The following is a 20948-nucleotide window of genomic DNA, read 5'->3' as shown; positions in this document are numbered from 1 at the left end:
GTGTATGAGTTACACCGGTCCGACAGAGCTGTATATCGGCGGAGAGTGGATTGCGGCGACGAACGGCGAAACGCTCACGACCGAAGATCCGGCGACCGAAGAGACCTACGCCGAAGTCGCAGCGGGGTCGGAAGGAGACGTCGACCGTGCCGTCGAAGCCGCGGCGGCGGCCGTCGAGCGCGACGGCGAGTGGCGCTCGCTCGAGCCACGAGAACGCGGCTCGTACCTGCACGTGATGGCGGACGCGATCGAAGACCAAAAGGAGGAGATCGTTCGCATCGAGTCCCGGGACAACGGAAAGACACCGTTCGAGGCGACCCTCGACGTCGACATGGTGATCGACACGTTCCGGTACTACGCCGGCTGGACCGACAAGATCGAGGGAGACGAGGTACCGGTCCCCGGAAACCGATTGAACTACACCATGCGCGAACCGGTCGGCGTCACCGGTCATGTGATCCCGTGGAACTATCCCTTTCAGCTCGCTGGGCGGAGTCTCGCACCGGCGCTGGCCTGCGGGAACGCGGCGATCCTCAAGCCGTCCAGTACGACCCCGCTGTCGGCGCTGTACTACGCCGTCGCGGCCGAAGATGCGGGGATTCCCGACGGCGTGGTAAACGTCATCCCCGGTCGCGGGAGCACCGCTGGCGACAGGCTCGTCGAACATCCCGACGTCGACCACGTTGCGTTCACAGGGAGTACGGGCGTCGGCAAAGGCGTCATGGAGCGTGCCTCGCAGAACGTCACCGGCGTGACGCTCGAACTCGGCGGGAAGGGTCCGAACATCATCTTTCCGGACGCGGACCTCGACGCCGCCGCCGCCGGCTGCCACTACGGCATCTTCATGAACGCCGGCCAGATGTGCTGGGCGGGATCGCGACTGCTCGTCCACGAGTCGGTCCACGATACGGTCGTCGATCGCGTCGTCGAACGTGCGGAAGCGACGCCGCTCGGGGGCGGAATCGACGATGACGGGCAGATGGGACCGACGGTCAGCGAGGGTCAGCAGCAGGAAGTCCTTGACTACATCGAGACTGGAAAGGCAGAGGGCGCGACCGTCGCAACGGGCGGCGGCGCCCCCGCGAACAAGGAGCGGGGCTACTTCGTCGAACCGACCGTCTTCACCGACGTGACGAACGACATGACGATCGCCCGGGAGGAGATCTTCGGCCCGGTGCTCTCGGTCATCGAGTTCGCCGACGGGGAGGAAGCCATCCAGATTGCCAACGACTCACCGTACGGGCTGATGGCGGGCATCTGGACGTCCGATCTGAAAACCGCCCACAAGACCGCCGAGTACCTCGACTACGGGATGGTGACGATCAACGAGTACCCCGTGACCCAGCCCCAGACGCCGTTCGGCGGGTTCAAACAGAGCGGCCACGGCCGCGAACAGGGCACCGAGGCGCTCCGCGAGTACACCCAGACGAAAAACGTCAACGTTAATCTCGAATAGCGACGCTCGAGTCCGAAGAACAGCGGAGGCGCTGGAAGGCATCGCACAGCATATCGTCCATCCGTCCGCGGTGAGAGTCGACGAGGAACCGAGCCGGACGCCCCGGACCAGAGTTCGTCACGCGCTTGCCCGGCTGCTCGGTCGAGAACTTTTATAGTGGTGTGCTCCGGCTGTAGTACTGTAATGAGCCTCATCGAGAACGCGCTTTCCGACGAGCACCGCGAGTTCCGCGAGCGAGCGGCAACGTTCGCGGACGAAGTCATCGAACCGGAAGTCGACCGAATCGAACGAGGAGACGAGTTTCCGCGTGCGGTACTCGAAGCGGCGGGTGAACGAGGGCTGTTGGGGATTTTGCTTCCCGAGGAGTACGGCGGCGAGGGATCGGACTTTGTCTCCTACTGTCTGGCGATCGAACGGATCGCACAGGCGAGCGGTGCCGTCGCCGAGACGATACAGGGACACACGTTCGCGGCGCTTCCCATCGCGAACTTCGGGACGGAGGCCCAGAAGGCGGAATACCTCGAACCCATGGCTCGAGGCAATATCGTCGGCTCGATGCTGCTAACAGAGCCGGACGCCGGGAGTTCGCCGAGCAAGTTATCGACGGTCGCGGAAGCGACCGAAGACGGATACCTCCTCGACGGTGAGAAAGCGTTCGGGACGAACGCCGGCGTCGCGGATGTCCATCTGATCGTTGCGCGAAAGCGACCCGCGCCCGAGGAGGGCCACGGCGTGAGCGCGTTTCTCGCGCCCGGCGTCGACGACCGTGAGGGATTCACGTTCGATCGAACGGAGTTCATGGGTATGCGCGGCCACGTGACGGGCGATTCGACGCTCGAGAATGTCGCCGTCGACGACTCCGCGGTACTCGGGGAGATCGGTCAAGGGTTTCGGATCGCGATGGGAACAATCGACATGGCGAGAACCGGTCTGGGCGCGATCGGGACCGGCATCGCGACCGCCGCCTTCGAGGAGGCCGTCGACTACGCCAGGGATCGCGAACAAGGCGGACAACCAGTCGGCGAATACCAGGCGGTGCAGGTTCTCATCGCCGACATGGACGCGCGACTCGACGGGGCGCGACACCTCGTCTACAATTCAGCAATCGCGATCGCGTCCAGGGACGGGAGTACACGTCAGTCCAGCAAAGCGAAGTACGTCGCGAGCGACGCAGCCGAGTTCGTCACCCGAAACGCAATACAGGTCCACGGGGGCAAAGGGTATCGGACCGATCTGCCGCTCGAGCGGTACTACCGAGATGCGAAAATTCTGAGTATCATCGGTGGGACGACGGAGATTCAAAAGACGACGGTCGCGAGCGAGGCGCTTGGCCTCTAGACCATCGGACAACCCCCCGTTCGTTTCGGTGAAATCGGACGGCGCGGCTAGTTGAAACCCGAACGCACTGTTCCCAGAGAGCACGATACCCGTTTCCGTCGGCCGAGACAGAAGGAACTCAGAGGGCGTCAGCTCTCTGAGAGAAACCGAAACGGTCCGATCAGTTCGGGCAGCGAACTCCCACCGTTTAGAATCATCCCTTACTGGGGCCCTCCTCGTCTGATTCGCTGAGGAGTCGTGCCCGTTCTGTTCGCTCCGTAGCATTGATCGATCGAAACCGTGCATCTGAAACGGTGACGCGACCGCTCAGGCGGCGTATACTCATCTCGTATACCGATGACACTATTCGGATGCCTGTGAACGGCTTCCGACGACGTCTCCTGGCGTTCGCGACCGTTCCTCGAGACGACTACCGCGGCACTAGTAATATTGCCCTCGATCGTATACCCATTCCGAATACAGGGAAGCGCCATAGCGTATCGGGATGACTGATCGCTGCACGATCCTATCGAGCGGGCCAACGTGAAATTACGCTTGTACAGGCGTAAATAACGAGCGATACCGGTTTGGTTGGAGGCATCCGTAATCGATCGCGAACCCAGACGATATCTTAGACGGCAGCGCGCAGTCGTGCCAATCTCCAGACGCGTATTCGGCGTTTTCGCGGGTTCACCGTCGTCCGACGGCTCCGCCGCTCGACGATCCGTCAGATGGAATTCCGCGCTACTCGCATCTTCTAAGGCGCATAGCGCTTGCTCTCGCCGAACCGGAGTTCCGCCCACCCGACGAACGTGGCGAACAGCGCATCGATGAGACGCGCGTCGGAGACCGAGATCGGGTCGCGCCACTAGGGACGTAACGAGGATGTACCTTGCTCGGATTCCGGCTCGGTAGGAATCGGCCGGACCCGCATATACGGAGTCTTCATAGATTTACATGTACCATGGGAAACCGCACTGAGACGTCCGGACCGAGAGTATCGCGCCGTGAAGTATGCGCAGTAGCCGGCATCACGGGTATCTCGGCTCTCGCGGGCTGTTCGGCGAGGAATACGACTCCACCGGCAGCCGAGAGCGCAAAGACGATAACGGACCACTCGTCTCCCGACCTCGAAAAGTGGGTCGACGAGCTTCCCCGTCCGGACGTCGTGGAGGCGTCCGGAACGAAGAACGGGCGGCCCCGCTACGAGGTAGAAATGCGCGAGTTCGAGCGGAAGATACACCACGATCTCCCGGCGACGACCGTCTGGGGGTACGACGGTCAGTATCCCGGGCCGACGATCGAAGCCGAGCAGGGCGAACCGATCTACGTCCGGTGGAAGAACGCCCTCCCGGACGAGCATCTCCTGCCCGAAGACGCGACGATCCACGGCGACATACTCCCGTACGATACGACGGGTGTTCGGGTCGTAACGCACCTCCACGGCGGGAACGTCGAAGCCGAGAGCGACGGCAACGCGCAAGCGTGGTTCACTCGGGATTTTCAGGAGACGGGACCCGAATTCGAGAACAAAGACTACTACTACGTGAACGACCAGCCGCCGGCGACGCTGTGGTACCACGACCACTCGCTCGGTATCACGCGCCTAAACGTGTACGCCGGCCTCGCGGGGTTCTATCTGCTGCGGAACGCCCATGAACGGAATCTCGGCCTTCCCGACGGCGAGTATGAGATTCCGCTCGTGCTCCAGGATCGGAGTTTCAACGAGGATGGATCGTTGTTCTATCCGACGGCCGTCTCGGACGAGCACGGCGGCGGAGACGGTTCGCATCCCGATCCGAGTATCGTTCCGCAGTTCTACGGCGACACGTCGGTCGTCAACGGGACGGCCTGGCCCAGGCTGTCCGTCGAACCCAGACCGTACCGGCTCCGGCTGCTCAACGGCGCGAACAGTCGCTTTTATACTCTCAAGCTCCTCCGGTACGACGAGTCGTCGGGCGAGACCGGGCGCGATGGACCGCCGTTCGTCCAGATCGGGAACGACGGCGGTCTCCTCTCGACGCCGATCGAGATCGACGGCCGCCTCGAACTCGGCTCGAGCCAGCGTGCCGACGTCGTCGTCGACTTCACCGAGTACGCCGGAGAGACCCTGCTTCTCCACAACGACGCGCCCGCGCAGTATCGTGGTAAGCTGAGTTCGGCCGACGACGACATCGTACCGCTGTCCGAGATCATGCTCGTGGACGTGAGCGATGCGGGGGATCCACGAGACGTCGATCGACTCCCCGACGAACTGACCCGGGTTCCGGAACTCCCCGTCGATTCGGTCGACAACGAACGATACCTCACGCTCACTAGCGGACAAACCGACGAGTACGGACGGCGGCTACACTTGCTCGGAACGGCCCAAGCGCAGGACGGTCTCAAGATCACCGACCCCGTGACCGAGGAACCCGCGCTCGGCAATACAGAGATCTGGAGTTTCGCTAACCACAGCGGGATGTCCCATCCGATCCATCTCCACCTCGTGCACTTCCAGGTGCTGGGACGACAGCCGATCGGGGACTACGATCCGGCCGAGGATGATATCGAACCGGACGCGCTCGAGGCGCCCGAACCGTACGAACGAGGATGGAACGACGTGGTCACCGTCGACCCAGGCGAGGTAGTCCACGTAATTGCCCACTTCGGGGAGTACGAAGGGCTGTTCAACGATCAAACGGGAACGTACATGTGGCACTGCCACATGATCGAGCACGAAGATCACGACATGATGCGACCGTTCAGAGTCGTGCCGAACGCCGCCGAGAATACCGATAGCGACAGCGCCAACGAGTCTCGAAAGCACGACAGCACTGGACGGCCACGGAATCGGTAGGTAGCGACTGCCCTCGTCTTCCGTTTGAGCGGCGCACCGGTTGTTGACTCGCACGTATTCGAGAGACGTCGGATATCCGTCGTACGCTGTCGCAATCAGCAGCGGTTCGACCTCGACGACTCTCGGAGGAACGCTGTCTGGACCACCGTTCTCCGCAGTACTTCAGGTGTGGATCCAAAGGTATGTTTGGTGAAATAACACCTATACTATTCCTGTCAAGATATCCAATGAGTGATCTCGATCGTATGCTGCAGAAGGAACCGAGACGAGAATGATTCTCGACGCGGCGTTACTCGAACGACACGACACTGATCCGGCGGTTGGTGGTTCCACATCGACTCGAGGGGAACGCGATCGCCCGCGTATCGGAACTCTCGTCGATCAATTCGACTATCGTTCTTCCCTTCCCGGATAGAATCGATCGGCTACATCAGCGACACCGAGCGAACGCCGATCGAAAAGCGCAGTCATTCGACGGTCGAACGCTACCAGCAGCGCTACACTGGACAGCCCCTGGGAAAAAGATCGCCGATCAGGAAACGAGCAATCAACCACATGTCATATTATAGCTAGTCTCCCTCACACATAATCCACACAATATGTTTAGTACATCTCTCAACGTGAGGGGATGACGCCGTCCGTCGAGGCGAGCGGATCCGCCGAGCGGGCGATCAAGCCCGTACCGGCACTTGATCATGATCGCGTCGATCGTCTCCTGCGACGTTTTGACGAGGGCGCGCTGGTAGTCCTCGTCCGTGATCCGGCCCGTCGGACCGACGATGCCGATGGCGCCCTCCAACCGATCGTTGACGACGATCGGCGCAACTGGCTGTACACTGCTGTCGGCCAGAAACGGACGAAACTCCTCCATTCATGCTCTCTATGGTTTAAACGACAGAACTTACTCGTTGTTTCTCAGTGAGCCGTGAGAGGAACACTATTTGACATCATCATATGTAGAGCTACTACGATATAAAATACAGTATTATGAATACGTATTTAACACATCATATGGGTGTGTGAAAGCGGAGCACTTCGTATCAACACGCACATTACAGAAGTACAATTGTAAATAATAGCTATAGATCGGATAACGAGTACGGAGCACTTACGCAAATGATTTGATTGCTTCAAATACTTCGAATAGGCGTTTTACTAGAGAATGTTCCGCTGAATCCTAGATTACAACTACCGCTGGCGATTACGTGAGGAGAATTAACTTAATGAATGGAACTACAGCATTCTCAAAGCCTGAACCGTAAGAGATCGGCTCTGTAGCCTGTATTTAGTTATTCATCGTCTCAAGAGTATCCATGTCAGCGATCTGATCCTGGCCTTCGAGGTATTTGTCGGCGTCGAGTGCGGCTTTTGAGCCCATTCCGGCGGCGGTGACGGCCTGTTGATAGTAGTAGTCGACGATATCGCCGGCGCCGAAGATGCCGGGGACAGCGGTTTCGGTCTGATCGCCGCCGTCGCCGCCTTTGATTTTGAGGTAGCCCTCATCGTCTATTTCGGCGCCGGTCCCCTCAAGATACTCCGTATTCGGCGTGTGGCCGATTGCAAAGAAGACGGCGCCGACGTCGAACTCGAACTCCTCGGTTTCGGGATCGGCGATTCGATCGGTCGGATGGCCCTGCTCGTTGTGGACGAGGGTGACGCGGTCGACACCCTCCTCCTGAGAGCCGTGGATTTCGATCAGTTCGGTGTTCTTCATGATCTCAATATCGCCGTTCTCGACCTGTTCGTAGACGCGGTCGATCCAGTACTGTTCGGCGCGGAACTCGTCGCGACGATGGGCAATGTAGACGGTGTCGGCGAACTTCGTTAGGAAGGTGGCTTCCTCCATGGCGGCGTCGCCGCCGCCGACGATGAGCATGTCCTCGCCGCGGAAGAACGCGCCGTCACAGGTCGCACACGTCGAGAGGCCGTAGCCCATGAGTTCGTCTTCGCCGGGGATGCCCAGCGTGCGGGCGCTCGCGCCGGAGGCGGCGATGATGGCGTCGGCGGTATAGACGTCGCCGTTAGTCATCTCAATATGGAACGGATGACTTGAGTCGTCGATACCGGCGATGACGCCGTTTTTCAGTTCGGCTCCGAACCGCTTGGCCTGCTCTTTCATGTTGTTGACTAACTCAGGACCGCTGATACCGTCCGGGAAGCCGGGGTAATTAGCAACGTCCGTGGTGAGGGTGAGTTGACCGCCCGGTTCGTCGCCTTCGATGACTAACGGATCGTTGTTCGCGCGGCCGGCATAGATCGCGGCCGTCAGCCCGGCGATGCCGGTGCCAGCGATGATGAGTTTCCAGTGTTCCCTCGCGTCCTGCTGTCCGCCATCCGTGACCGCGGTTGTTCTCGCCTCGATGTCTCGGCAGTCGATCATATCGCGGAATGACCGGTCGCCACTGGCTTGTCGGAGAAAACTGTGAGTATTCCGGCGATCGCTCATATGTAGTTGCTCGCGAACAACGATTAAAAGCGTTCTCCAAAAGGCGAATCCTATCCGGATTCCTTTGAAAAAGGAACGCTACATTAGACGCGATAGCAACGAGGGATCAATGCGAGGGTTGCCCTGACCAACACATTTAACAATAAATAATGTAGTCTATCATGCATGAGAGCTGCACTCTTCTACGGTATAGAAGATATGAAAGTTGAAAATATCGACGAACCGACTCCTAACGCCGGTGAAATACTGGTGGATATAGCGGCGTGTGGGATCTGTGGATCCGATCTCCACTTTTATACAGAAGGGTTGCACGGAAACGCGGAACTACCCGTAACGCTTGGTCACGAGGTCGGCGGAACGGTTATCGAAACCGGTGAAGATGTCGATATAGAGGTGGGGACAGACGTCGTCCTCAGTCCGCACACTCCCTGTATGGAGTGTTGGTATTGCGAAGACGGGCTTTACAATCTTTGTACGAACCTGAATGCAACCTCCGCGCGGCCGGGTGGGTACGCGGAGAAGGCGGTAGAGAACGCCGACAATGCGATCGTGCTCCCGGAGGGCGTCTCGCCGGAAGATGCGGCGATCGCCCAACCGGTCAGCGTCGGTCTACATGCTGTCCGCGAGTCTCCGTTAGGAATTGGTGACAGTGCAATGGTGGTCGGCGCGGGGCCGATCGGGTTGGGTGTGATCCAGTTCGCGAAGTCAGCGGGCGCGGGCCCGATCTACGTCTCGGAGCCTCAAGAGTCACGTCGGGAGGTCGCAAGGGAGTTCGGAGCAGACGTTGTAATCGATCCGACGGACGAGGATCCAGTCGAACGCGTCCGCGAACAGACTGGAACCGGCGTCGATGTCGCCTTCGAAGCCGTGGGCCATCAGACAACGCTCAATCAAGCCATCGAATCAACGCGAGCAAACGGCCACACTACCGTCATCGGCGTGTTCAGCGACGAGGTCGAGATCTCCCCACAAAGTCTTGTTGGCCATCAGCGGTCGGTGTCGGGATCGACATCTCATCAGTTGGGACCACGAGTCACCAAGGAGTACAACGCGGTACTCCGTCAGCTAGAGACCGGTAAACTTGACGCCGATCAATATGTTACTTCACGTATAGACCTTGAAGACGTCGTCGACAGAGGATTCGAAACACTCCTCAGCGAGGATAGCAAGGAACGCAAAATCCTTGTCTGCCCCTGAAGACGGATGTAATGGTGTCAGGCCTGGACTTCGATCTCTCGCTGTCGTTCGATCGTACCGACGTGAGCGTCATCGCCGATGACGTTGCGACGGACTGTGCATCGGTCGTCAATGCGTGATCCCGGATCTCATCAGTCAACTCGAGTTCGGTGTGCGTCGACGAAATGGCGTTCAGCCAGCCATCGTTATACGGCAAAGAAGGCGGTGAAAGCAGTCGATTTGTGTTCCGTAGGCACCTGGTTTCTACCGCTGTATCCTCTTCCCGCTCGCATTCCCTTTCGGCGCTCGCTGAGGATGTGGGCTCAGCGTCTCAATTAAGCTAGGAAACCGATGTGATTGAAACGAATATCGTTTCGAAGGAGCGGAGACGAGATGATCGTTTGGGTTACAGGCTGGCATCCGTTCATATCTTGTTATGAGGTACAGCCAATCCTCGAGAGTCGCTGGCGGTTAATCGTAGAATCCTTCGGTGGGGACCCATTCGCGTTCGATCGAGTACTCCTCTAACAGCGACTCCCAGTTATCCGGGAACTCGATTTTCTTCGTGACTGGTCCGCCAATTGATGTTCCTGCAATGGCGTTGACGCGACCGGCCCCGCCGACGGCTACGATATTGATGGATTCGGTGTCGGCATACTGCTTGACCTGTCGCGGAACGACCTTATCGGTCTCGAGCATCGAGTTGGACGTCCCGTCGGTCTTCCGGTAGGAGTTCTCGACGATGTATTCCTTGATCTCTTCCTTGCTCAGGTCCGCCTTCTCGAGTTCTTCCGCATTGTAGGGATTGACGAAGTGAGTGATCGTGGCGTTCAAATCTTCGCCAGTACGAGCGCGCATCGACTCCGGCGTGTTATCGATCATCCCGCGAAGGACGTCTTCCGCACTGTTTTCGTGCGGGAACCACTGGACCCAACTGTTCGGACCGGAGAGGGAAATCGTACTGTCCTCCTCGTCGAAGCCGTTTGTGACGTGGTAGGGTTCCCATGGACTCGTCTCTTCGTTTTCGCCGGCGAGGAAACTAAACTTGGCAGGATTCCCCATCACGCCCATATCCTTTTCGCCGGGGTAGATCTCCGCGGTGTTTCGGTAAGCGATCCCAAGGGCGCGTGGGATAGTCTGGTTGGCGTGGAAGCTCGGGCCGAACGCGCCGGACCCGCTCTCGATGTCGAGATTGTCTTGAACGGGACCGTTGACGATCCACTGGTACGCCCACGACCCGGTGCTGACAGAGAACTGGATGGAGTTGGATTGCGGATCGGCGAGCGCTCGCACTCCGGCTTCCAGTACCGGCATGTACGTCGGCAGACAACCCGCCATCACCGCGTTCGACGCCAACTGCTCGATAGTGAGGGGATTTTCGTTGTTTCCGAGTTCTCCGAGAACGTGGTCGCGGGGTTTGTCGGTCCCCCGGAGCATTTCTTCCACTCGCTCATCCGTTGGGGGGATGACGGGCAAGCCGTCGGTCAGCCCTTCTCGATACAGTGATTGGTTGATCTCTTCTAACGACTGCTCTTGCTGTGTTTGATTGGACATTGTCTCCCTTCAGGGCTGGTTCACTGCGCTGCTTGCTCTGCGCGTTCTTTGTCGTTCAGCGACCGCGTGACCTCCTCGACGATTCCGTCCACAACTTCTTCACTTACTTCCTCGCGAACCCGATCGAGATCCGTCGTCTCGCATCGGACGGGCGTCTTCTTGTACCGAAGCGGACGGCCGCGCTCGATGGCATTCGACTGGTAGTCGAGCTCGAACCCTTCGTCGATTAGACCCACGCCTGGTGTGCCGGCATCCTCAACGAGTTCGATACCCCATGCGAGGAACTTGGTACAAGAGCCGCAATCGCCGATCGCGCCGATGGCGGTGTCAACGTTTTCAGCCCAGTCGACGACGCGCTTCTGTTCGTCATCGTTTTTGATCTGGTTTAGGTGTTCAACGTGGTACCATTCGAACGTCGCGTCAGGATACTGCTCTGCGAGTTTCTCCTGGACGGCAGTCAGTAGCGGTTCGGCAGCCGGCTTCCCGTTGTCGTACAGTCCAATATGTTTTCCTTCGAGGGAGTCGACTCGAGGGACAAGCGGTTTCTGCTCGGTATCATTACCCGTCGAAGAGGGTGTTATGAGTCCCATATGGGTGAGTGACACTCGCACGGGGCATATAGTTTTTGGTGACAAGTCGAAACGGCTTTTACGACACGAGATCACCACCGATGACGGTTTTACTCCTCGACGGCGTACTCCGTTGCCAGGGTATCCCACTCGGACGGGAACTGGATTTTCTTCGTGACTGGTCCGCCAATGGACGGACCGAGGACTACGTTTGTTTGACTCTCTCCGTACTCGCCTGCGACGACTTTCACGTATTCGGGCCCGCTGATCTGTGGGACCTGTCTACTATCTACTTTACCGTGGTAGTCGTTCAAGGCATTATCCCAAAGAACGCCCTTCTGGAACTCCTCAATCGGGATATAGGAGTTCTCGGAGATGTACTCTTTGACTCCCTGTTTGGTGAGATTGGCGTCAGCGAGCGTCTCGAGGGCTTTTGGGTTGAGTACGTGGAAAATTGTTTGATCAAAGTCTCCACCTTGCTGTTCCCCGCCGACCATTGACGGCGGGGTGTTCTTGATCATTCCGTGGAGAACGTCCTCGGGACTGTTCGGCTCGGATTTCCACTGGATGAAACTATTCGGGCCAGCAAGCGTGATTGTGCTGTCTTCCTCGTCGAAGCCGTTTGTGACGTGGTATGGTTTCCACGGGCCACCCGATTCGTTCTCAGCGAGGAACAAACTGAATTTGAGCGGATTACCCGTCACTCCCATGTCTTTTTCCCCGGGATAGATCTTTGCCGTATTTCGATAGGCGATACCGAGCGCCCTTGCGGTTGCTCGGTTCACGCGGGCATTTCGTCCGAACGGCCCGCTACCGTGAGTAATACCGAGATCTCTGAGAACGGGGCCGTTCAGGACCCACTGGTACGCCCAGCCGCCCGTACTGACGGAGAACTGAATGGAGTTGGATTGCGGATCGGCGAGCGCTCGCACTCCGGCTTCCAGTACCGGCATGTACGTCGGCAGACAGCCCGCCATCACCGCGTTCGACGCCAACTGTTCGACAGTGATCGGAGTGTCGTCGTTGCCGAGTCGACCGAGGACGTAATCGCGCGGATTATCGGTACCCCGTAGCATCTCCTCGATGCGCTCATCTGTTGGTGGGACAATGGGCAGTCCGTCCGTCATCCCCTCTCGATAGAACGAACGAGAAACTGTGCTCGTTGAGTCGTTGTGTAGCTTGTGTTCGGACATCGATTTCTCCAGTACGTATACGATATCTACTGGAGTGACTTGGTACTTTGCCCTAGATGGGGCGTCATACGCCTCGGAACGCAGATACCTGGGTCCGGCGATGGTTTACACCGAAAACCATTAGTTTCTTTTCCGAGAAGAGTGAGAATGTCTATCATGTACGACTACCTGATCGTCGGTGGCGGGAGTGCAGGGTGTGTGCTTGCCCACCGATTAACCGAATCCGAAGACGTCGACGTACTACTGCTTGAAGCAGGCGAACCAGCGGGAGACAAGGATATGGTGAAAGATCCTACTCGAGTGTGGGATGTCATGGGCTCCGAACTCGATTGGAAGTTCGAGACGGAACCTCAGCCGGGGATGAACGGTCGAACCATCGACTGGCCGCGGGGTAAAGCGCTCGGCGGCTCGAGCGTGATCAACGGGATGGCGTATGTCCGCGGCCACCCCTACGATTACGACAATTGGGCTGACATGGGGAACAGCGACTGGAGTTACGATGACCTGCTTCCATACTTCAAGAAGTCCGAAACCCTGAACGCCGACGGGGACACGGACTTTCACGGCAACGACGGTCCGCTGAGCGTGTCCCGTGGGATGCCTAGCGACTTCTCGAAGACGCTCGTCGAGGCCGGGACGGAAGCTGGATTGGAGGGTAACATGGACTTCAACGGTGCGCAGCAGGAAGGAATCGGCTACTATCACACCACGACCAAAGACGGCCACCGTCACAGCGCCGCGGCGGCGTTCATTAAGCCGATTCTCGATCGATCGAACCTCCACGTTGAGACGAGTGCGCACGTCACCAGAATCACGTTTGACGGCGATCGAGCAGCGGGTGTGGTGTACGAGCAGAACGATGAGAGACACGAGGCGAAGGTAACCGACACCGGTGAGGTGATCCTCTCTGCAGGAGCGATTCAGTCTCCACAGTTGCTCATGCTTTCGGGTATCGGCCCAGCCGAACACCTCGAGGAGCACGGCATCGACGTGAAACGCGATCTCCCCGGCGTCGGCCGCAACTTGCAGGATCACCTCCGCGTGCCAGTCGTCTTCGAAAGTTCAAAACAGATCGACTCGGCACCGGAACCAATCGAGGCGGAGGACGGTGACCAACGCGGAACCCGATATGACCGCGTTCTGGTTGGCGCGTTTGAACGGTCCGATCCCTCTTTGCCCGCGCCAGATCTCCAGTACGGGCTTTCACCTGGATCGGAAGAGAATCCGCAGGCAGGGTTTTCGATTATGGTCCTCCCGCTTAATCCGGTCGCTCGCGGGCGCGTTATGCTCCGATCGAACGACCCGTACGACGACCCCAAACTCGATCCCGAATACATGGTCGACGAAAAAGACGTCGACGACTTCATCAGGGGAATCCGTCGAGCACGGCGCATCGGAACGACGGACACCCTCTCGGAGTACCGGGAACGAGAGATAAAACCCGGTGAGGATGTCCAAAGCGACGAGGGAATCGCGGAGTACATTCGAAACAACGCCGTGTCAGGGTATCATCCGACCTGTACGTGTAAGATGGGAACCGACAAACTGTCCGTCGTCGACAGCGATCTACGTTTACGCGGCATCGGCGGTCTTCGAGTCGTCGACGCGTCGGTGATGCCACAGGTTCCGAGAGGAAACACGAACGCGCCGACGATCGCTATCGCCGAGAAGGGCGCGGATCTCATCAAGAACGGATGACCGGCATCTCCGGTCGGGATCGTACCTTCCCGTCTGAGCGCGTCTGTGACGAGTGAGGCGCTACTCGGCGTAGTACCGCCGATCAACGGAAGACGGAACCCGCTCGCGTATCACGAGCAGCCGGTTTCCAGCTAACCGTCAGTTTGAATACCTGCTATCGTGATCATATACGCGATGCTACGTGAGATAGAGCGCGTTGCAGTGCTTGGAGCGGGGAGTATGGGTCACGGAATCGCCGAACTATCGGCGATCGCAGGTTACGAGGTCTCCCTCCGTGACATCGAGGAACCGTACGTCGAAGACGGCTACGAACAGCTCGAGTGGAGCGTCGAGAAACTCACCGAAAAGGGACAACTCGGTGACGATCCTGTCGCCGTCCTCGAGCGCGTCCGCACGACGACCGACCTCGACGAGGCTGTCAGCGACGCGGACATCGTCATCGAGGCTATCCCGGAGGACCTCGGGATGAAGCGGAATCTATTCGAAGATGTCGAGGACGCTACCGAAGACGACGCGATCCTCGCGACGAACACGTCGAGTCTCAGGGTCAGTGACATCGCGGAACCCCTCGAGAACCCGGAGCGGTTCTGCGGGCTCCACTTTTTCAACCCGCCGGTGAAGATGGACCTCGTCGAAGTCGTCTCCGGGGAGCGGACCGCCGACGATGTCGTCGATGCGGCCGACAAGTTCGTCGAGTCGCTGGACAAGAGGTCCGTTCTCGTCCGAAAGGACGTCCCCGAGTTCGTCGTGAACAACGTGTTGGTTCCCTTCATGGAGGAGGCCGCGTGGATGTTCGACGAGGGTGAAGCAGAGGCCCGACAGGCCGACGCAGCCATGGTGTTCCGGCGGGGCTACCCGATGGGACCGTTCGAACTCGCTGACTTCGGCGGCCTCGACGTGCTCGCACACAGTCGCGAGCAGTGGAAGAAATCCCTCCCCGATTGCGTTGAAACGCGCGTCGAGAACGACGAACTCGGCCGGAAGACCGGATTGGGATTCTACGACTACGAGGACGGCGGCGTCGACTACGAACCCGGCGACGGCGACGGCTTCGACACGCTTCGCGTCGAGGCGCGGATGGTGAACGAGGCGGCGCGTCTCGTCGGTCAGGACGTGGCGGACCCCGAGGACGTCGACATCGCGATGCGTCTCGGCGGCGGTCTCCCGGAGGGAACCTGCCGGACGGGCGACAAGCTCGGCCTCGATCGGGCGCTCGAGACAGTCGAGTCGCTCTACGAGGAGACCGGCGCGGCGCGCTACGAGCCGGCCGATCACCTCGTCGAACTCGTTGAAGCCGGTCACACTGGGGAAGACGCCGGCAAAGGATTCTACGATTACGCCGACGGCGGCCCCTATCACTACGTCACGCACACCCTTGATGACGGCGTACTCGAGGTAACCTTTGATCGCGAGGAGCGCCTGAACGCGCTCTCGACGGACATGCTCGACGAGGTCCAGCGGCTGCTCGAGTCCGTAGACACGAACGAGGTGGCCTGCGTCACCTTCGAGGGGGCCGGCGACAGGGCGTTTAGCGCCGGCGCCGACATCACCGGCTTCACGATCGCCGAGCCGACTGACCTGATGGACGTCGACGAGGCCGTCGAAACGATCTACGAGTTCGAACGACCGACAGTCGCGAAGGTCGACGGGCTCTGTCTGGGTGGTGGCTTCGAGATCATCCTCGCTTGCGACATCCGTATCGCGACCAAGGGATCCAAACTGGGGAGTCCAGAGATCAATCTAGGGCTCATCCCAGGTGGCGGCGGGACTCAGCGGCTCGTTCGCCTCGTGGGCGAAGCGCGCACGAAGGAGCTCATCTTCAAGGGCGAGCAGATCAGCGCCGAACGCGCGGCCGACTGGGGTATCCTGAACCGTGCGGTACCGGACGACGAGTTCGAAGAGACGGTCAACGAGTTCGTGACGACGATCGCGAACGGCCCGCAAACGGCACTCAAAGCGGCGAAACAGGTCATCAACGGGGGGCAGAACGCGAGTCTGAATACGGCGATCGCGATGGAAAGTCAAGCGTTTGGCCTCCTGGCCACGACCGACGACATGCTTGAAGGCGTCGAGGCGTTCACACACGACCGCGACCCGCAGTTCGACTAGCCTCGATCGGTACCCTCGATATCGGTCCTCCAGACTCCTCACCACCGACACGAATATCTAGTACAAATGAAATAACGTTTAATGCCCGCAGTCGTAATTTTCTCAGTGGAATGGACGAGACCGACCGGCTCGAGAACTACTATTTTCACGAGCAAGGGTTCGACACGATCGAAGCGGCGGAGGAGTGGTTCGAGTGGGAAATCCCCGAGACGTTCAACATCGCTCACTACGTCTGCGACCGGTGGGCCGAGGCGAAGAAGAACGACGTTGCCCTATATATCGACGCGGAAGGCGAGCGACGGAGCGCGTACACGTTTCGCCAGCTCCGGCACTACGCGAATCGGTTCGCGAACGCTCTCGAGGACCGGCACATCGGACCGGGCGACCGGGTCGCCGTTAACGGCACGCAGTGCCTGCAGTCGCTCGTCGCCCACCTCGCCGCATTCAAACTCGGTGCTGTCACCGTCCCGCTTAGCGTCCTCCTCGGCACCGACGGGCTGCGATATCGACTCGCAAACTCGGGATCCACCGCGTTCGTGGTCGCTCGAGATGCAATTGAAACGTTCCGAGAGATTCGCGACGATCTCGACGCCCTCGAGCTAGTCGTGACGACCGAGGGGTTCGACAAAGAGGGCGAAGTCAGCTTCTGGGAGGTCATCGAGGGCTACGCGGCGGACTTCGAAACGCGGCGGACGGACTCGGAGGACGACGCCTGTATCATCTACACGAGCGGGACGACTGGCAAGCCCAAAGGCGCGGTCCACGCGCACAGACATCTCTTGGGCCTCCTTCCGCAGTTCATCAGTCTACAGCGACACAACACGGGAGGCGATCAGGTCGCGCGGACGATCTCCGAGTGGTCGTGGATTATGTCCCTGAATCAGATGGTCCTCCCGCCGCTTTTCTACGGGATACCGGTCGTCGGCTCCCCGAGAGGGAAGTTCGAGGCCGAGAAGGAGTTCGAACTCGTCGACCGGTTCGGCATCACGCACCTGAATCTCCCGCCGACCGCGGTGCGCAAGATGATGCAAGTGGACGACGCGGCGGAGAAACACGATCTGAGCAGTCTCCGATCGTTCTCGACCGGCGGGGAGTCCGCGGGAGAGAGCATCATCGACTGGGCGACCAGCACCTTCGAGAACGCGGCGTTCGTTGAAGGCTACGGAACGACCGAGATTGGAGGGCTCATCTGCGACGACCCCGCTTTCGGTATCGCTCACCGAACCGGCTACTTCGGGATTCCGTCGCTCGGACACGAGGTCGCGATCCTCGACCTCGATACAGGGGAGCCGATCGAGGCGCCTGGCAAAATCGGTGAGCTTGCGGTTCGGTACGAGGACGACCCGATGCTGTTCGTAGGCTACCTCGACAAGCCCGAAAAGACGGCAGAGAAGGTTCAAAACGGCTGGCTCCTCTCTGAGGACCTCGTATCGATCGACGAGGACGGCTACTTCCGATTTCACGCCCGCGACGACGATCTGATCATCAGCTCCGGCTATCGGTTCGGCCCGGACGAGATCGAGGAGGCGCTGGTCACCCACGAGGCCGTGGCGGAGGCGGGCGTCATCGGTGTGCCCCACGAGACGCGCGGCGAGATTCCCAAGGCGTTCGTCGTCCTGAGCGAGGGGCGCGAGCCGACCGAGGAGCGACGCTCGGACCTCCAGCAACACGTCAAGGACCGGCTGGCGAAGTACGAGTACCCGCGCGAACTCGAATTCGTCGAGAAGCTTCCTCGTACTTCGACCGGGAAGATCCGCCGAACGGCACTCCGTGGGCGCGAGGGCGTCGCCGAGTAGGGGTCGTCGAGGAGCGACCCGGGCTACGGTCATTCCGCGACGAAAGAGTTTTATCATCGTTTTTCGACCATTCGGCATGGAATTACTGAACGAGTTACTGGTTCCGGAGTCAGTTCGGACCGCCAAACACGAGGCTCGAGCGTTCGCACGCAAGTACATCGAGCCGAACGCCGAGCGACACTTCAACGACGGGACGTACCCGACGGCGGTCGTCGACGCAGCGAGCGACGCCGGCTTCGTCGGGATCGAGATCAGCGAGGAGTACGGTGGGCGCGGCGCGTCGCTCCTCGAGAGCCTGGCGATCACGGAGGAGTTTTTCCGCGCGGACGCCGGGATCGGGATGGCGATTCGGGGGCGGAGTTTCGGCACGAATATCCTCGAGCGATACGGGACGGACCGACAGAAGCGAACGCGCCTACCGCTGATCGCGTCGGGCGAGGAGTTCGCCGGGATGGCAATATCGGAACCGGAGACCGGGAGCGACCTCGCGGGGATGACGACCGCCGCGGAGCGCGACGGCGACGAATGGGTGATCGACGGCGAGAAGTACTGGATCGGAAACGGGATCGACGCTGATTGGGTTCTCGTGTACGCGAAGACCGGGTCCAACCCCGAGGATCGACACGGGAACCACTCGCTGTTCATCGTCCCGACGAATACGTCGGGGTACACCGCAGAACACATCCCCGAGAAGATCGGAATGCGAGCGTCCCAGCAGGCCCGCATCGAGTTCGACGACTGCCGCGTTCGGGAAGAGAACCTCGTCGGCGAGGAGGGAGAGGGGTTCCGAATGGTCGCCGAGTTTTTCGATCACGGCCGCGTCTCCACGAGCGGGCACGGCATCGGAATCGCGGCCGCGTCCCTCGAGGAAACGTGGAAATTCGTCGAGGAGCGCGAGGAATTCGGCCGGTCGGTAAGCGAATTCCAGTCTGTCCGACACGACCTCGCGGACGCTCGGACGGAGTTCGAGAGCGCACGCGCGCTAACGTGGCGCGCCGCAGAGCGCGTAAAAGGGACGAAGGATGCAACCGACTGGGCCGCGATGGCGAAGATGAAGGCGACCGAGACCGCCGTTGAGTGTACCGAAACCGGGATGCGACTCCACGGCGGACGCGGCATCCTAAACGAGCGACGAATCTCTCGACTCTACCGCGACGCGCGCCTCCCGATCATATACGAGGGCGTCAACGAAATCCAGCGCGACCTGATCTACCGCCACACGTAGACGGCCTCGATGGGGTGGGGAGTGGTGTTGCGAACGGCGGCCCCCTCAGAGCCCGTAATCGCGCGGTTCGTGTTGCACGCTCGTCCACTTCGTCTGCGTGAACTCCTGGAGCACCTCGTCGCCGTTGTAGCGGCCGATACCGGACGCCCCGACGCCGCCGAAGGGCATGTGTGGTTCCTCGTTCACTGGTTGATCGTTGACGTGAATCATCCCGGTGTCGATCCGCTGTGCGATTTCCCGACCGCGACCGACGTCGCCGGCGTAGACGCTCCCGGAGAGACCGTACTCGGTATCGTTAGCGATCTCGACCGCCTCGTCCACATCGCCGGCCGGAATGACGGGCGCGATGGGGCCGAAGTGCTCGTTGCAGGCCGTCGGCATGTCGCTCGTCACGCCGGAGAGCACGGTCGGCGCGACGACGAGGGAGTCTTCGACGCCGTTGAGGGAGACGACCTCGCCGCCCGTCTCGAGCGTCGCACCGGCGTCGACCGTGTCGTCGATGAAGCGGAGTATCTGCTCGCGTTGAGACTCGTTGATGATTGGGCCGACGATGGTCGCCGGATCGTGGACGCTGCCGGTCGCTATCTCTTCTGCCCTGGTCGCGAGTTTTCCGACGTACTCGTCGTAGATGTCCTCGTGAACGACGTGGCGGTTGATGGAGAGACACACCTGCCCGGAATGGATGAACGAGCCGAACGTCCCCGCTTCGACCGCCTCGTCGATGTCAGCGTCCGCGGTGACGATGTGTGCGTTGTTCCCGCCGAGTTCCATCGCGGCGATGGCGAGGTTCCGGCCGGCGGTCGCGGCGACTTCGCGGCCGACGCTCGTCGACCCCGTGAACGCGACGACGTCCGCGACGGGATGGCCGGCCATGTTGTCGCCGATATCCGAACCGCTGCCGGTGACGACGTTCAGGACTCCGTCCGGGAGCGCCGCCTCCTCGAAGAGTTTGGCGACGAGGAGTCCGCCCGTGACCGGTGTCTCCGAGGAGGGTTTGAGGACGACGGAATTCCCCGTCGCGATAGCAGGTGCGACGGCCCGCATCGTGAGGACGAGTGGGAAGTTCCATGGCGTAATGACCGAGATAACCCCCTCCGGCCTCCGTTCGACGATGTTCTCCTTGTTCGGGATGTTCGAGCCAGCGTGTTCGCCCTTCATTCGCGCCGGGAACGTCGCGGCTTCGCCCATCGTCGCCAGCGTGTTCTGGGTCTCGATGGTAGCCTTCGCCGTCGACGAACCACCTTCCGAGATCAGGAGGTCGACGACGTCGTCGAACGATTCTTCGAGGGCGTCCATCCCGTCGAGAATGGCTCCCTGTCGTCTGCTCGGACTCGCGTCCGCCCACTCGTCCTGCGCCGCCGCCGCGGCCTCGAACGCCGCGTTGACGTCGTCCTCGGTCGCGGCCGGGACGTCGAAGAGGCGATCTCTCGTGGACGGATCAGCGACGGCGAGCGTCTCCCCGCTCGGGGATGGGACCCACTTGCCGTCGAGAAACATCCGGGACCAATCATCGTCCGCGATAGTTGGTGTCATACAAACTCCGAATACGTCAGTGTCGATTATATGTGTT

14 protein-coding genes are annotated in these 20948 nt (G+C 60.1%); 9 read left to right on the top strand and 5 right to left on the bottom strand.

Annotated features, from left to right (window positions below):
* Positions 1-4: 4 nt before the first annotated feature.
* From MUH00_RS20720 to MUH00_RS20705, 4 genes are all read left to right on the top strand, one after another.
* Positions 5-1456: an aldehyde dehydrogenase family protein gene (locus MUH00_RS20720; protein ID WP_247004178.1), complete on the top strand. Its 1452-nt coding sequence runs from the start codon at positions 5-7 to the stop codon at positions 1454-1456.
* A 183-nt stretch (positions 1457-1639) separates the two neighbouring features.
* Positions 1640-2794: an acyl-CoA dehydrogenase family protein gene (locus tag MUH00_RS20715; RefSeq protein ID WP_247004177.1), complete on the top strand. Its 1155-nt coding sequence runs from the start codon at positions 1640-1642 to the stop codon at positions 2792-2794.
* A 943-nt stretch (positions 2795-3737) separates the two neighbouring features.
* Positions 3738-5612, top strand: a complete 1875-nt coding sequence (locus MUH00_RS20710) for a multicopper oxidase family protein (RefSeq protein WP_247004176.1) — start codon at positions 3738-3740, stop codon at positions 5610-5612.
* A gap of 628 nt (positions 5613-6240) precedes the next feature.
* Positions 6241-6534, top strand: coding sequence for a hypothetical protein (locus MUH00_RS20705; RefSeq protein WP_247004175.1), 294 nt, complete (start codon positions 6241-6243; stop codon positions 6532-6534).
* 363 nt (positions 6535-6897) lie between these two features.
* Here the strand turns inward: MUH00_RS20705 and MUH00_RS20700 are convergent, their stop codons facing one another.
* Positions 6898-8058, bottom strand: a complete 1161-nt coding sequence (locus MUH00_RS20700; RefSeq protein WP_425603064.1) for an NAD(P)/FAD-dependent oxidoreductase — start codon at positions 8056-8058, stop codon at positions 6898-6900.
* A 165-nt stretch (positions 8059-8223) separates the two neighbouring features.
* Between MUH00_RS20700 and MUH00_RS20695 the strand changes: the two genes are divergently transcribed.
* Positions 8224-9255, top strand: a complete 1032-nt coding sequence (locus MUH00_RS20695) for a zinc-binding dehydrogenase (RefSeq protein ID WP_247004172.1) — start codon at positions 8224-8226, stop codon at positions 9253-9255.
* A gap of 450 nt (positions 9256-9705) precedes the next feature.
* On the opposite strand, the gene MUH00_RS20690 is transcribed toward MUH00_RS20695, so the two are convergent.
* From MUH00_RS20690 to MUH00_RS20680, 3 genes are all read right to left on the bottom strand, one after another.
* Positions 9706-10788 (bottom strand): hypothetical protein, encoded by a 1083-nt coding sequence (locus MUH00_RS20690; protein ID WP_247004171.1) that lies wholly within the window; start codon positions 10786-10788, stop codon positions 9706-9708.
* Between the two features lie 20 nt (positions 10789-10808).
* On the bottom strand, positions 10809-11378 hold the full coding sequence (locus MUH00_RS20685) for a UGSC family (seleno)protein (RefSeq protein ID WP_247004170.1): 570 nt from the start codon (positions 11376-11378) through the stop codon (positions 10809-10811).
* Positions 11379-11467: 89 nt separating this feature from the next.
* Positions 11468-12550, bottom strand: coding sequence for a hypothetical protein (locus MUH00_RS20680; RefSeq protein ID WP_247004169.1), 1083 nt, complete (start codon positions 12548-12550; stop codon positions 11468-11470).
* 147 nt (positions 12551-12697) lie between these two features.
* Here MUH00_RS20680 and MUH00_RS20675 point away from each other — a divergent pair, with 147 nt between their 5' ends.
* The 4 genes from MUH00_RS20675 (at position 12698) to MUH00_RS20660 (ending at position 19378) form a co-directional block, all read left to right on the top strand.
* Positions 12698-14248, top strand: coding sequence for a GMC family oxidoreductase (locus MUH00_RS20675; RefSeq protein WP_247004732.1), 1551 nt, complete (start codon positions 12698-12700; stop codon positions 14246-14248).
* A gap of 219 nt (positions 14249-14467) precedes the next feature.
* Entirely contained in the window at positions 14468-16357 is a 1890-nt protein-coding gene (locus MUH00_RS20670) for a 3-hydroxyacyl-CoA dehydrogenase/enoyl-CoA hydratase family protein (protein WP_247004168.1), read from the top strand.
* 110 nt (positions 16358-16467) lie between these two features.
* Complete coding sequence (locus MUH00_RS20665; RefSeq protein ID WP_247004167.1) at positions 16468-18153, top strand: acetate--CoA ligase; 1686 nt, start codon at positions 16468-16470, stop codon at positions 18151-18153.
* Positions 18154-18229: 76 nt separating this feature from the next.
* Complete coding sequence (locus MUH00_RS20660; protein WP_247004166.1) at positions 18230-19378, top strand: acyl-CoA dehydrogenase family protein; 1149 nt, start codon at positions 18230-18232, stop codon at positions 19376-19378.
* A gap of 45 nt (positions 19379-19423) precedes the next feature.
* On the opposite strand, the gene MUH00_RS20655 is transcribed toward MUH00_RS20660, so the two are convergent.
* The gene (locus MUH00_RS20655) at positions 19424-20911 is read right to left on the bottom strand and encodes an aldehyde dehydrogenase family protein (RefSeq protein ID WP_247004165.1); all 1488 of its coding nucleotides are present in this window, start codon (positions 20909-20911) and stop codon (positions 19424-19426) included.
* Positions 20912-20948 lie beyond the last annotated feature (37 nt).

It is taken from the genome of Halosolutus gelatinilyticus (genome assembly GCF_023028105.1).
Taxonomy (GTDB): Archaea; Halobacteriota; Halobacteria; order Halobacteriales; family Natrialbaceae; genus Halosolutus; species Halosolutus gelatinilyticus.
Note: the sequence above shows the minus strand (reverse complement) of the source record. Positions and strands in the feature narration are given on the sequence as shown.

What these genes read in the sequence shown, in the direction of transcription:
- MUH00_RS20720 (WP_247004178.1), top strand. Translation starts at nt 5, where the DNA reads ATGAGTTACACCGGTCCGACAGAGCTGTATATCGGCGGAGAGTGGATT.
- MUH00_RS20715 (WP_247004177.1), top strand. Translation starts at nt 1,640, where the DNA reads ATGAGCCTCATCGAGAACGCGCTTTCCGACGAGCACCGCGAGTTCCGC.
- MUH00_RS20710 (WP_247004176.1), top strand. Translation starts at nt 3,738, where the DNA reads ATGGGAAACCGCACTGAGACGTCCGGACCGAGAGTATCGCGCCGTGAA.
- MUH00_RS20705 (WP_247004175.1), top strand. Translation starts at nt 6,241, where the DNA reads ATGACGCCGTCCGTCGAGGCGAGCGGATCCGCCGAGCGGGCGATCAAG.
- MUH00_RS20700 (WP_425603064.1), bottom strand. Translation starts at nt 8,058, where the DNA reads ATGAGCGATCGCCGGAATACTCACAGTTTTCTCCGACAAGCCAGTGGC.
- MUH00_RS20695 (WP_247004172.1), top strand. Translation starts at nt 8,224, where the DNA reads ATGAGAGCTGCACTCTTCTACGGTATAGAAGATATGAAAGTTGAAAAT.
- MUH00_RS20690 (WP_247004171.1), bottom strand. Translation starts at nt 10,788, where the DNA reads ATGTCCAATCAAACACAGCAAGAGCAGTCGTTAGAAGAGATCAACCAA.
- MUH00_RS20685 (WP_247004170.1), bottom strand. Translation starts at nt 11,378, where the DNA reads ATGGGACTCATAACACCCTCTTCGACGGGTAATGATACCGAGCAGAAA.
- MUH00_RS20680 (WP_247004169.1), bottom strand. Translation starts at nt 12,550, where the DNA reads ATGTCCGAACACAAGCTACACAACGACTCAACGAGCACAGTTTCTCGT.
- MUH00_RS20675 (WP_247004732.1), top strand. Translation starts at nt 12,698, where the DNA reads ATGTCTATCATGTACGACTACCTGATCGTCGGTGGCGGGAGTGCAGGG.
- MUH00_RS20670 (WP_247004168.1), top strand. Translation starts at nt 14,468, where the DNA reads ATGGGTCACGGAATCGCCGAACTATCGGCGATCGCAGGTTACGAGGTC.
- MUH00_RS20665 (WP_247004167.1), top strand. Translation starts at nt 16,468, where the DNA reads ATGGACGAGACCGACCGGCTCGAGAACTACTATTTTCACGAGCAAGGG.
- MUH00_RS20660 (WP_247004166.1), top strand. Translation starts at nt 18,230, where the DNA reads ATGGAATTACTGAACGAGTTACTGGTTCCGGAGTCAGTTCGGACCGCC.
- MUH00_RS20655 (WP_247004165.1), bottom strand. Translation starts at nt 20,911, where the DNA reads ATGACACCAACTATCGCGGACGATGATTGGTCCCGGATGTTTCTCGAC.